The sequence below is a fragment of the Limosilactobacillus reuteri subsp. simiae genome (assembly GCF_020784875.1).
Classification (GTDB): Bacteria; Bacillota; Bacilli; order Lactobacillales; family Lactobacillaceae; genus Limosilactobacillus; species Limosilactobacillus reuteri_H.
Window position 1 is genome coordinate 1 of record NZ_JAJGUI010000113.1, and the last position, 13,277, is coordinate 13,277.

General features: G+C 40.4%; 11 protein-coding genes and 1 riboswitch. Of the genes, 8 read left to right on the forward strand and 3 right to left on the reverse strand.

Annotated features, from left to right (window positions below; all coding sequences use genetic code 11):
* The first annotated feature begins 198 nt into the window (after positions 1-198).
* The 7 genes from LMC10_RS09570 (at position 199) to ribH (ending at position 7,501) form a co-directional block, all read left to right on the forward strand.
* Positions 199-2,466, forward strand: coding sequence for a phospholipase D family protein (locus LMC10_RS09570; protein ID WP_229269680.1), 2,268 nt, complete (start codon positions 199-201; stop codon positions 2,464-2,466).
* Positions 2,467-2,635: 169 nt separating this feature from the next.
* On the forward strand, positions 2,636-2,761 hold the full coding sequence (locus LMC10_RS10520) for a hypothetical protein (protein ID WP_003666121.1): 126 nt from the start codon (positions 2,636-2,638) through the stop codon (positions 2,759-2,761).
* 156 nt (positions 2,762-2,917) lie between these two features.
* Positions 2,918-3,862, forward strand: coding sequence for a pyrimidine-specific ribonucleoside hydrolase RihA (rihA, locus tag LMC10_RS09575; protein ID WP_229269681.1), 945 nt, complete (start codon positions 2,918-2,920; stop codon positions 3,860-3,862).
* 57 nt (positions 3,863-3,919) lie between these two features.
* Positions 3,920-4,060: riboswitch (FMN riboswitch) on the forward strand.
* A gap of 145 nt (positions 4,061-4,205) precedes the next feature.
* A complete protein-coding gene (gene ribD, locus LMC10_RS09580; RefSeq protein WP_411377799.1) occupies positions 4,206-5,264 on the forward strand; it encodes a bifunctional diaminohydroxyphosphoribosylaminopyrimidine deaminase/5-amino-6-(5-phosphoribosylamino)uracil reductase RibD in 1,059 nt (352 codons plus the stop codon).
* A complete protein-coding gene (locus LMC10_RS09585) occupies positions 5,257-5,859 on the forward strand; it encodes a riboflavin synthase (RefSeq protein WP_229269682.1) in 603 nt (200 codons plus the stop codon). The genes ribD and LMC10_RS09585 overlap by 8 nt, the downstream gene beginning before the upstream one ends.
* Positions 5,859-7,040, forward strand: a complete 1,182-nt coding sequence (ribA, locus tag LMC10_RS09590; RefSeq protein ID WP_229269683.1) for a GTP cyclohydrolase II — start codon at positions 5,859-5,861, stop codon at positions 7,038-7,040. Before LMC10_RS09585 ends, ribA begins: the two co-directional genes overlap by 1 nt.
* 2 nt (positions 7,041-7,042) lie before the next feature.
* Positions 7,043-7,501 carry a 6,7-dimethyl-8-ribityllumazine synthase gene (gene ribH, locus LMC10_RS09595; protein ID WP_153701957.1) on the forward strand — a complete coding sequence of 153 codons (459 nt, stop codon included), beginning with the start codon at positions 7,043-7,045 and terminating at the stop codon, positions 7,499-7,501.
* A gap of 45 nt (positions 7,502-7,546) precedes the next feature.
* On the opposite strand, the gene LMC10_RS09600 is transcribed toward ribH, so the two are convergent.
* Positions 7,547-8,272 carry a potassium channel family protein gene (locus LMC10_RS09600; RefSeq protein ID WP_065867594.1) on the reverse strand — a complete coding sequence of 242 codons (726 nt, stop codon included), beginning with the start codon at positions 8,270-8,272 and terminating at the stop codon, positions 7,547-7,549.
* 73 nt (positions 8,273-8,345) lie between these two features.
* The gene (locus LMC10_RS09605; protein WP_229269684.1) at positions 8,346-11,234 is read right to left on the reverse strand and encodes a YfhO family protein; all 2,889 of its coding nucleotides are present in this window, start codon (positions 11,232-11,234) and stop codon (positions 8,346-8,348) included.
* 168 nt (positions 11,235-11,402) lie between these two features.
* On the opposite strand from LMC10_RS09605, the gene LMC10_RS09610 reads away from it, so the two are divergent.
* Complete coding sequence (locus tag LMC10_RS09610) at positions 11,403-12,587, forward strand: MFS transporter (protein ID WP_144227030.1); 1,185 nt, start codon at positions 11,403-11,405, stop codon at positions 12,585-12,587.
* Positions 12,588-12,650: 63 nt separating this feature from the next.
* On the opposite strand, the gene LMC10_RS09615 is transcribed toward LMC10_RS09610, so the two are convergent.
* Positions 12,651-13,226 (reverse strand): RNA polymerase sigma factor, encoded by a 576-nt coding sequence (locus tag LMC10_RS09615; protein ID WP_229269685.1) that lies wholly within the window; start codon positions 13,224-13,226, stop codon positions 12,651-12,653.
* Positions 13,227-13,277 lie beyond the last annotated feature (51 nt).

Genomic DNA, 13,277 nt, shown 5'->3' on the forward strand with positions numbered 1-13,277 from the left:
TTCTTTCATGATTTTTGTGGTGAATTGATTGTATAACGAGGGGACAGCAAATGTCTCTTTTTTATACAAAAAAATCTGGCATGGAATCTCCATCCATACCAGAAAGTGTATACCCTAATTTCTATACGAAGAATCACTTGCGGGTGGTTCTTTTTTTCATGATATAATTTGAAAGTTAACTAAAAGGGGGCGAATCACATGTTAGATATCCTGGATTACACTAAACAAGAATTAATTTCTGATGCCGATTTTTGGAAATTTGCGGGTGAACATCTTGAAAAGCCGACTGAATTTAGGGGCGTTTCATTTGTTTCTTCAATTAAGTTTATTGAGGAGCAACTATTACCGCGCTATGATAAGGTCACTTTGATCCTTGGCTTAAGCGATAATGGAAAAGAATCAATTGGCAAAAGGATGAGGCAGTTAAATGACCGGACTGAATTTGTCAATTATGGTTATGAACACCCTGATAGTGAATTTACAAAGCGAATTTTAGATGGCAGCTTGCGACTTTTATTCACAAAACAAGAGTTAATTCATACCAAAATGTACTTAATGACAAGTGACGACCGGTATCTTTCATTTGCCGGTTCAATGAATTTAACCGAAGCAGCAATTCATCATAATTTAGAACAACTCGACAGTGACTATGGAATGCAAACTGATCCGCTTTATCAATGCCATGTCCAGATGTTCAACGATAACCTTCGCCATGCGACTACCTATCTGGACGCAAAGAAAATGGCCGGGTTCATTAAGGCGAAAAATAAAGAGCAACTTCAGATTAATGTCTATACCGATACGGTGAATATGGTGAAAAACAAGGATACCGGTGACCAGGATGCGGTGATTATCCCGGCAGAAGAAGTAAAAGAATATAAGGATCAGTATAGTTCTGACGAGGAATTAAAGAAACTATCAGCTCCAGAAAAATTGAGTGTCGCCCAAACTGTCAAGCTCTTTGGTAATGCTGGCTATAAGAAACGCAATCTCGAAAATATCGGGAAAGAACTCTACAGCCTTACTCAAGTAGTTAAACATGTGTCTCGAAACGATGATAACTCAGGAAAGATTAACCACGAAGAAGATCTCTATCCTAAGCCAGTCTTATTTTATAATAATGGTCAGTTATTTGAAGCGCCCCGCGTTGGCGATAATGTAAAGTCGGAATTAATAACATCGAATTTAACGGGTGACTGTCTCCGTGAACAGCTGCAACTATTTAGTGATATTGCCCATGAGTACGATAATTACAAAGAAGTCGGCGAGGGGTGGCAAGCATGTGATTTCATGTGTTTCCTATTTGAAGCACCCTGGTTATGGAAAATCCGTAATATGTATGAATTATCGCCAAGCAGTAAATCACGCGAAGATGTTCCCCTCGGAGTAGCCTTGATTGGTCAAGGACGAACAGGAAAGTCAACATTGGGAAAGCGACTAGCAGCCAAGCTAACGGGGAGTGGCAATTTCCTTGATGGCGGTGTTTTTGATGCTAAAAATTATGCATTAGGAAAGTCCAATATTAATATGACTATTACAACGGTTTTAAGCGATTATATGTATAGTGCTGGGCCCGTTAATCCGATGATGATTGATGATATTAGTCCTGACTTAACAACACGGCCATATTTTGATCGCTTCATTAAAGAGATTACTAATAATCGTAGTTTAACTCAGCCACTCCCATCATTTATTTTTACGATGAATCGTCGTGAGGGTGATAGTAAATCGCAATTTTCCCTTAAACCGGAAATTATGCGTCGTTTATGGTACCTTAGTTTTGAATCAACTTTTGCCGGGGATGAAAATGAACGCGAAGCTAAATTAAATGACTTGCTTGAGCGCGCTAACGATCAACTTTATCGTTATTGCCAAGTTGAACTTGCAAAATTTTTCAATGATGTGTCACCAGAGACAGAACAAAAGATTGAAAGGGATTACCTTTATCCAATCAAATATGTCTTGAAACAAGCGATGGACCAATTTGGGATGTTTGAGCTTGTTAAAGACTACTTTGACGATAATTATGACTATTCACTCTTTGTCGGGCGGAATGATTGGACAATGCTGATTAACCAGGCGGAAGTCGGTGCTGATCTAACGTTTATTCAGCAGGATGGTCAGTTAAAAGCGCAAATTAATAAGCAGCTTTTTAATAAGGTTTCAGATAGTACGGCGCGAAATAATGGTTCAATGATGATGGAACGGTACTTTCAATACCTGCCGCGAAAGTATCGGATTAGTTATCAGTATACTAGTACCGGTTTTATTGTCGATGTTGCTAATTTTGATCGGTGGCTTAACAGTGATACCCTTCAGCAAAAGTATAATAGCAGCGAGGTAGCTCGTGACGCTCAAAAGGTAAATACTGATGCAAAAATGACTGAATTGCTTACCCGGTTAACAGAGGCACAAGAAAAGCAAGCACACCGCCATGGGATATTTAGCTGGCTTAAAAAGAAATAAGGTGAACTTATGAAACATATTTGGAAACTTAACCTATTTCAAAAGATAATTGTTTGGTTATTTATAATTGCTTTAATTACCTGGCCCATATATTTTTACGTAAAGGCAAAATGGGGCTAAAATAAGAGTGTAGGTAGTGATAGGTTTTTGAACAAAGGAGTAGATTCTTATGAAGAAAAATAAAACTGAAAACAAAACTACACAACCTAAGAAGCATTCAAAGAAGAAGTTTACTATTTTAGCCCTTTTAGCTGGCGCTATTGCTTTACCAATCTATTTAGTAAAGAAAGCGTAAGATTATAACTTATATTGAAAAGGATCACGATTAGGTGGTCCTTTTATTATGTCTTTTTAAATTTTATTGATCGACATTAAACGGAATAATGTTCATTTGTTATAATTAATGTAACCGCTATACTAATAATTCACAAAGAAAGGGTGCCGATAACAAATGACCAAAAAGATAATCCTTGACTGCGATCCCGGACATGATGATGCATTGGCATTAACGATGGCTGTTGCTTCACCGAAGATTGATGTCCTTGCCGTAACAACTTCTGCTGGTAATCAAACACCGGACAAAACCTTAAATAATGCGATGCGGATGTTAACTTTACTCCATCGTGAAGATATTTCAGTTGCTCAAGGAAATCAAACTCCGCTGGTTGAGCCGCTTGAAACTGCACCGGAAGTTCATGGGGAGACGGGTTTAGATGGTGCGGACCTTCCTGATCCCGATTTCAAAGTTCAACCAATTCCGGCTATTGAGTTGATTGCTAAAACTCTTCGTGAAAGTGATGAGAAAGTTACCTTAGTAGTTACCGGTCCAATGACAAATGCAGCCTTATTCTTGCGGGTCTATCCCGACTTGGCAAAAGAAAAGATTGATCAAATTGTCTTCATGGGTGGGGCAATGGGACTTGGCAATTGGCGGCCATCAGTTGAATTTAATATTTTTGTTGATCCAGAAGCGGCTAAAATTGTAATGAACTTTGGGCTGCCTCTGGTAATGGCACCATTGAACGTGACCCATAAAGCGCAGATTATGAAGGATGAAATTGAGCAAATCGGGCAGATCGATAATCCTGTCGCTCAAGCCTTCTATGGTCTCCTAAACTTCTTTGAACAGTACCATGAAAATCCAAAATGGGGTTTTAAAGGTGCGCCCCTCCACGATCCATGTACGATTGCTTGGTTGATTGATCCTACTATGTTTGGTACTGACAAAATGAATGTGGATGTTGAAACTCAGGGCGATCTTACACGGGGAGAGACGGTTTGTGACTACTATCAGTTAACTGGCAAGCCCCAAAATACTGAAGTCCTCCTTGATATTGATCGTGAGAAATTCATCCAATTGATCATGGATACCCTGCAAAGTTTCTCACAGAAATAAATTTGCTGTTTACAAAAAGAAAGTGAAGAGTTACACTATATGTAAATTTAACAATCTAATTTTCTTCGGGGCAGGGTGAAATTCCCAACCGACGGTAACAAGTACGCTTGGAGTCCGTGACCCGTTAGCATTTATGTTAACGGTTGAACCAGTGAAAATCTGGTACCGACAGTATAGTCTGGATGGGAGAAGAAAACTAAAAATTACACAATCAGTTTAAACGTAAAGCCCCGGATAGCAGTGATGTTATCCGGTTTTATTTTGCCGAGCTGTTTTTTAGGTAACCATTTAACGCCCCGAGAGAAAATCTTAGGGCGTTTTTATTTTGGAAAGGATGGTTAGAGTGGAAGATGTTCATTTCATGCAAATGGCAATCGCTGAAGCAGCAAAGGCTGGCAATGAAACCTGGAAAAATCCTCGTGTTGGGGCAGTTATTGTTAAGAATGGTCAAGTTTTAGCGCGAGGTCATACTCACAAATATGGAGGAATTCACGCTGAACGAGATGCAATAGGTAAACTTACGCCGAAACAGTTACAGGGAGCAACTCTTTATGTCACGTTGGAACCCTGCAATCACTATGGGAAACAACCACCATGTAGTCAGGCGATTATTGACGCGGGTATCAGGATGGTTGTGATTGCGGAAACAGACCCGCACCAGCTTGTCACCGGGAAAGGGATTGCTACGCTTCAACAGCAAAATATTATTGTCAAAACGGGCGTCCTTAAAGAAGCAGCCCAGGCCTTAAATCCACATTACGATTTCTTCTATCGGTACCGACGACCATGGGTAACTTTAAAACAAGCAGTGAGTCTTGACTATCGCGTGGCCGCAGAAAAAGGTCAACGAACGGCGATTACTAATTCTGCTGTGGCAAAAATGGTTCATACCGAGCGTGGTAATTTTCAGGGGATTTTGATTGGGAGTCAAACAGCAATTATTGATAATCCATCTTTATTAACGACTGCTCCTCCAGAATTTCCGCCTGTAAGAATTGTTCTTGATCGCCGGGGACGCTTAAAAGCTAATCCGACCTTACACTTGTTGACTGATGGAGGAGCCCCTACTTGGATTTTTACGGAAAATGGCACTATGCAAGGCCAGTTTGCTAAAGATGTGCGGGTATTTTACCGACAAACGTGGTCAATTGCTGATCTTTTACATGAACTTGGTCGACAAGAAATTCAATCTGTTTATGTAGAAGGTGGCCCGACAGTTCATCAAGCATTTTTACAGGAAGACTTATTTGAAGAGCTTATTACATACGTAGCTCCCCACATGCTTGGCAAAAAAGGTGTTAGCGGCATGGAACTAGCTTGCCCAATGAATTTTACCCATCAGGAAATTAAAATCTTAGAAAATAATATTAGGATTGCAGAAAGGAAGATTGAAAATGTTTAGTGGTTTAGTTGCGGAAACGGGACGAATAGTAAAAATTACCCAAGATGGCGAAACGATTGAATTGGTGGTTGAACCTCATAGTGATGATTTTTTAACTACCGTGCAACTTGGCGAGTCAATTGCGGTAAATGGGACATGTTTAACGGTCGTAGAAATCAATAATAATCAATTTACGACGACATTAATGCCGCAAACCTTTGAAAAGACAACGTTCAAAAACTTGGGAAAAGGGTCCCTTGTAAATCTTGAACGTTCATTGCAAGTTGGCGCACGGCTAGAAGGTCATATTGTAACGGGGCATGTTGACGAACTATCACGAGTTTTAAAGCGGACTGTCAATGAAAATGCTATTGAAGTACAATTTAGTCTGCCACAACGCCTGCAAGGTCAAGTGGTAGCGCAAGGAAGTGTCGCGATTAATGGCGTAAGTTTAACAGTGATGGAAACTGGTGATAACTGGGTTACGGTTGGGCTGATTCCGCACACTCAACTCGTGACTAACTTAGATACGCTTAAAATAGGGGATGAAGTTAATCTAGAAACCGATATTTTAGGCAAATATGTAGTCGCAAATTTACTAGGAGGCCGAAAATAATGGATGTAAAGAAAATTCAAGCAACGATTAAGTATTTGCAAGAAGGTGGTTTAGCAATTGTCATGGATGATGCAGACCGCGAAGCAGAAGGCGATTTGGTGGGGCTTGCTAGTGAAGCTACTCCCGAAAAGGTTAATTTCATGACTAAGTATGCCCGCGGATTGATGTGTGTTCCCATGGCACCGGAAGTAGCTGAACGATTGAAATTACCTCAGATGACTGCTGATAATTCAGATCCGTTTGGTACGGCTTTTACGATCAGCGTTGACCATCATTCGACAACAACGGGAATTTCAGCCTTTGATCGTTGGCGCACTATTACTCATCTTGCCGCACCAACTGCTAAGAACGAAGACTTCTACAAGCCAGGTCATATTTTTCCTTTAGTCGCAAAGAAAAATGGAGTATTAGAACGAAATGGACATACTGAAGCTGCTGTTGACCTTGCGCGCTTGGCTGGAGTGGAACCAGTCGCTTATATCTGTGAGATTTTAAAAGACAATGGTGAAATGGCGCGATCAGTTGAACTTCATGAGAAAGCAGCCGAATTTGGCTTACCCATCATTACGATCAAAGAGCTTCAGGAATACCGGCAAAGTTTAGCGAGCAAGCCAGTAGAAGAGGTGCATCTCCCGTCTCAGTATGGGGACTTTCGCTTACGATGGTTTGATGATAATAATCTAGCGCTGATAAAGGGAGAAATTGATCCAACTACTCCTGTAATGGTTCGCTTGCATTCAGAATGCTTTACTGGCGATGTTCTTGGTTCCCTTCGCTGTGATTGTGGTCCTCAACTTCATGAAGCAATGCGCCGAATTGAGAAAAACGGCAGCGGGATTATTATTTATTTGCGGCAAGAGGGCCGTGGAATTGGTTTAGCAAACAAGCTGCGGGCCTATCATTTGCAAGAACACGGCTATGATACTGTCGAGGCCAATGAAAAATTAGGTTTTGCGCCTGATGAACGGCAGTATGACCAAGCTATTGCGATTTTACATCAATTAGGGATAACCAAGATTAACCTACTTACTAATAATCCCGATAAAATTGCGCAATTACAACTTGGCGATATTGAAATCAATGAACGGATACCATTAGAAATCGCACCTAATAACTACGATGAGAACTATTTGATCACAAAGAAAAATAAATTTCATCACTTACTGAATCTGGAGGCTTAATCATGAAAGAATTTACTGGAAAATTTAATGTTCAAAGGGCAAAAATCGGGATTGTTGTTGCTGATTTTAACGACACTGTCACTAAACAATTAGTGCAGGGAGCTACCGAAATGTTAGCTAAGTTTGACCTTGAAAACGTTGATGTTTACCATGTGCCGGGAGCATTTGAAATTCCGTTTATGACGAAACAATTATTGGCAAAGAAGGAATATGACGGCATTTTGACGTTAGGCGCTGTTATCAAAGGTGAAACAGATCACTATGATTTAATTTGTCAAAATGTTGCTAGCGGCGTAATGAATCTTAACTTAACGAGCAATATTCCAATTACATTTGGCATCCTTACTACCGATAACATTGAACAGGCAATGCAACGAGCAGGACTCAAAGCGGGTAATGAAGGAGCGATCACTGCACAAAGCTTACTAGAGATGATTTCGTTAAATCGACAAATAAATTAAAAATAACCTCCATTCTTGGATAAATCCTTGAATGGGGGTTATTTGCTAACGTTTATTTTTCTTAATCAAACGCTTGATTTCGTCTAACTCAGCCTTTAGTTGGCGATTTTCATGTTGAATTTTGACTAATTGTGCGGAAATCTTCCGTTCGTCTTTTTTGGCAAAGAACTCAGTAATCGTACTGGTAAGCATCCCAATAAAACCAATTCCTAAGAGCATCAAGACAATCGCGGCTGCCCGGCCAATTCCGGTCTTAGGAATCACATCCCCGTAACCAATCGTAGTAGCAGTTGTAATTGCCCACCACAGGGCTGTTTCGTAAGAGACTTTCTCCGAGATGCAAAACATTGCAGCAGCGACCATTATGACAGCAATCGTAATGTACAAGTAGTAGAGCAACTCATTTCGCTCAAAGAAGACGCCCAGACGACCGGTAAAACCGACTAGACGCATAATGCGCATAAGTTTAAGCATCTGAAAGGTTCTACCAATTTGCCCAATTCGGAAGAGAAAGAAAAGGCTGCTGGCAGGAATAATTGAGAGAAGGTCAAAGATGTTATCTTTAACAAATTCGCGTTTATTTGGTGAAATAATTAGGCGGATAACGTAATCAGTAAAGAAGACCAACCAAATTCCATTGTCAATCATATTGTAAGGGTAGGTATCAATATTGATCCGCTTAGCATAATATGCGATCAGCATTCCAATCGAGATAACGGCTAAGATAGCCATAATAATTTGGTAGACAATATAGGTAAACTTCTTATGCACGATTTTTTCTCCTGCCCATAGATTTAATTTTATCTTAAGCGTCTCTTAAAAGGGATGCAAGAATTATTCTGCTTTACTTGCGCTTCCGTTCCCATCCGATCGTAATGATTCCGGCAAGAATGGTCCAGCCTAGACCAATCAAGCTGAGTAATACGCCTAATTTGATTCCTGGCAACTCATAGCTAAAGGTAACATGATGAGTTCCGGCAGGTAAGTATACTCCTAAGAAAGCCTGATTTGTTCGTAAGGTAGTTGCCTTTTTACCATTAACTTTCACTGACCAACCAGTAGAATAAGGAATCGAAGAGGTAAGGACGCCAGGACGAGTCGTTTTAATTGTTCCCTGAATTTGGTTACGTTTGAATTTAACGTCCTCTAGACGATGGCGTTGCAATATTTTAACTTCACGATAATAATTATTATCTAGTTTTTCTGCTACTACCCGGTATTTGAGCTCATAAGTTCCAAGTTTTGAGGGCTGGAAGGTGAGTGAAGTTGGCAGTTTGCCATCATAATAACCAATATTAAGCGTTGAATTAGTAACGTGCTTAAACAAAGAAAGGGTACTTTGCCGTGCCTGCTCAATCGTAGCGGTTCCAAACTTACTGCCGACATTAAGCTTAAAGCTAATATCAGGTGAACCATTTAAAACGTGGTAACGCCAATAGCGATAGCGGGTATAGCGCTGATTAATAACATTTCCGGGATTAAGGACCGTTTCCTTGAGATGTGCTTGCTCATAGGCAATCTGTTCTTTCATGGAGAAGGGGGTGTACTTAATCTTCGAAAATTCAATATGCAACTCGCTACCCTTTAATTTTTGCTGCATTTTTTTACTTTGCAGTTCTGGTAATTGCAATTGATAAGTTTCTTCACTATCGGTATAGGTCAGCTTAGCCGGGTTAACCTTATTCAAGCGGTTGGAAACTAACTCGCTTTTAAGAGGATAGACATGCGTCTTGAGCTTAGCGACCTTCATTCCTCGGAGTTTTTCTTGCTTATCAACCAGAACACCGGTAGCTAAAACGCGTTCTTTTTCAGTTGGCGAGAGTGATTGATAATCTTTTTTGCTAATATAGTTATCTTGCCAGTAAAGTAATGGGAAGGCATAGTTCGTTTTATACCGCATCGTTTGCGTGGGCACAAACTCATCCTTACTTTGGGGATTGCTTGGCTGCCCCTCATCATAATTGATGACTGGATCAGTTGCTTTATCTAAAAAGTAACCAGCGGGAATCTTTGTCGCGTTATCACCATTGCTTTGAACAAAGAGATATTTGACGCCAAAGAAATTATTCATAATTGTCCGATCATCGGCTTGCCGAATGGGGATGTTAGCCTGATACTGGTTATTTTGCAGGCTTGTATTAAACTGTCCTAAATATTTATTTTGCAGTGAATAGTAAGAATCAATGTTATGCAATCCAGAAGTAAGGTCATTATCAAGGTTAGGGCCGTCAATAATCTTATTTTGGCTAATTGTTGAAACGCGGTAAAAAGAATTGTTCTTCAAATCCTGATCAAGGTTACCGTAACGGTTGCTGGTAATTGCTTGATACTCTCCCCGGCTCAGCATACTACTAGAGAAATCTCCGTTATAGGGGAAAGCCGCGTAAATTGCGTTCACCCCAGCGTTAAGCATTGTAATCGCTAGTAACCACCGGTAAGGATGAGTAAGTTTATTTAAGTGAATCAACCAGATGGCCATTAGGGAGCCAATTAAGAAAATAACCGGCATAAAAATATCATTTTCATTGTCAAAGAAGAAGGTTGCGATCAAGACAATGAGGTAAATCCCCGTTGCCCAACTTAGGACCGCCATTGTCTTTTGATCAAGCGTCGGAATGTTCTCTGCTAAAATACAGACGGCCATTGCTAATGGAAGGTAGATCAAGAGCGTCCAACGGTTAGAAGCTGACATCATTCCGTTGAAGAAAGCGCCGACTGCTGGAATTAGCAGCATGATTAAGGCAAGACCAAGGCTAATCGTTAGCAGGGGATACTTTCGCGGACGAGAATAAATGTAAACAAGGGCGATAAAACCAATTGAAACGATCCCTAGCGCAGACCAGAACATGAAATACCATTGACCACCGTTAATCAGTGACTTAGGCAAAAAGAGGTAGTAGTAAAGAGGATAGGTTTTTAAACCATTAGCAAATAATGATCCAGTCCGGGTTGAATTTGTGACCGCGATAATTTCGGGGACAAGCAAAACCGCTGATAAGAGGACACTAGTAATTGTTGCAAAAGCAAGTTTAAGAAAAGTTTTCCCGTAATTAAGCGTGCGACGATAATGCGTTCCTACGCGAAGAACAAGATAGAGAAATGAACCAATTCCTAAAACGTAAGCAAGGTAATAGTTGCTTACTAGCATCCATGTAAAGGCACCAGCAAGCGGCCAGGGCGAGCCCTCTTGCAATATCCGTTCAATCTGGACCACGATTAACGGAAAGATAATAAATGGCGTGGTAAAGAACGGCTGAGCGATACAGGCATAGAGTAAAAACGAATTGACCAGGTAGGTTGTTGCCCCCATCAAAATGACGCTATTACGAAACTTAAAGTGTTGAGCAAAATAGACGAAAGCGAGGCCAACACAATACATCCGGATAATATTAATTACCTGGTAGGCGAGGGTAATCTTTGCCGCGGGAAAAAGTAGTGCAAGGTAAGAGAAAACGTCTCCAATCGTATAGTAAGAATATACTTGAAAGGTATCACTGCCTATCCCCATTTGCCATGACCAGAAGTTTAGGCGGGGATGGTGGACGAAGCTAATCAGTGCTTCCCGATACTTTGCTAGTAAGGGCAAATGCTGGTTGAGAGCATCTTTGCTAAGGATAAAAGTATGACCAGTAATTAAGTATGTCCCGAAAATACATAAGGCTAAGAAGATGAATAAAATAGTGTATTCACCGTATAGTCTTTTTACCGGTCGTTTTTTAAATGAGAAATCCATAATTCCTCCTTGGATTAACAATCATTTTTTAGGATATCTCTAATATTTTAACAAAAAAATATTAAGAGTGACGTTCTTAATTTTAGCGGACATTCTTAGAATTTGGGTGGTAAGTTCTAAAATGATCAATTACAATAAAAAAGATCTTTATATTAAAGGAGTAATTTTATGGAAAATATAGGTAACTTTACAGTAGCAAAACGATGGGGATCTTTTCTGCTACTATATTTAGGATATATGGTTTTATTTGCTGACCGAACAGTGATGAATATTTCCCTTGCTTACATCGGAAAAGACTTTCATGTTGGGGCAGCGGCATTAGGGGCAACCGCCAGTGCGTTCTTCTTAGGGTACACTTTAATGCAGATACCTGGAGGATACTTAACTGATAAGTTTGGCAGTAAACTGATGGTGATTATTTCGCTGTTTGCCTGGTCGTTGATGACGATGGTGACTGGCTGGGCGTGGTCTCTTGCTGCCTTGATTGCGATTCGGTTTCTATTTGGGATTGCAGAAGGACCATATCCAGCAGCGGCATTAAAACGAATTTCTGAAAATTATGATAAGAGTGAGAAATCACAGGCAACTTCTGCCTTAATTTCATCGAATTATGCCGGGGCAGCAGTAGCCCCACTAATTATTGTGCCAATTATTGCTAGCAGTGGTTGGCGAAATGCCTTTGTTTGGCTTGGGGTTGGTGGGTTTATTATTTTACTTGCCTATTACCTGGTAGAACGGCCAATTAATAGCAGCCAAGCAAATGGGCAGGCGCGTCCCAAGATTGAATGGAAAAATATTGACCACCGTATCTGGGCATTTGTAGTAATTGGACTTGCCTTGAATATCATTACTAAAGGGCTTGAAACCTGGATGCCAGTTTATTTCTTGCAAGAACAAGGAATTAACTTGAAGAACTTAGCATGGTTAGTACCATTACCAGTTATTTCTGGAGGTATTGCAGCATTTATTTCTGGCTTTGTGATGGTGCACTTGTTTAAGAAGCATGAACGGTGGATGATTAGTATTGCTTCATTCCTGACATTGGTTTTCATGTTTGGGCTCTTCAAGTCCACCTCATTAGTAGGTGTTGTGATCTTTGATGTCTTGATCTATTTCGTTAAATCATTGGCATTTACTGGCATCTTTAGTTTCATTGCGCAGATTTTATCAGAAAAAACTTATGGATCATCAATTGGGATTGTTAATTTTGGTGGACAGCTTGGCGGCTTTGTTGGTCCGCTCTTAATTGGGTGGATTGTCCAAGCAGCCGGCTCATATTCAGCCGCTTTCTTCGGCCTTGTTATCAGTGCATTAGTTGCGGTGATTGCATGTTTGTTTATTAGAAAAGCGTAAAAAATAAGGTGTTAGGAGAAATAAAAATTTTCTCTCAACACCTTATTTTTACTTTACAAGCCCTTACTTCATTAATACTTTTAATAGCTTGCCGTGGCAACGATGCAAGGCACTTTGGACACTCCGTTTAGAGCAATCAAGGGTACCAGCAATCTCAGTTATCGAATAACCAGTATGAAGATAAACTAGTACTTTTCGTTCAAATGTAGAACAGCGACAAAGTAAACGTTCAAGACTCTGCCGGCAATAAATAATGTCATCAGGGGAATGATGTAAAAAGTCGGTAAGTGTTTCAGCAAAATCATCGCTTAATGCGTAAAGACAGCCTGCTGGGATCCGTTTGTGGGCCTGAGTTTGTCGTTGGATATCACGAATCCGGTTGGTTAGGCATTCCTTAAAAAAGCAGCTAAACATGCGCGGCCCCTGATTATTGTATAAACGAATAACTTCTAGCATTACAACGCGGGCTTCCTGTTCCCAATCCGCCAATTCAAGGCCGCTAATATTATATCGTTGCCACAGTCGGCGAACGAGCGGCCAATAACGGCGAAATAACTCTTCGAAGTCTTTATTGCTTCCGCGACGGGTATTGTTAATCAGCTTAAGGTACTTTTCTTCATCTTTTTCATTGAAGCGCATATCAAAAATGCTCTCCTTTAAAACTATAATTTACGCGACATGCTTCCCATC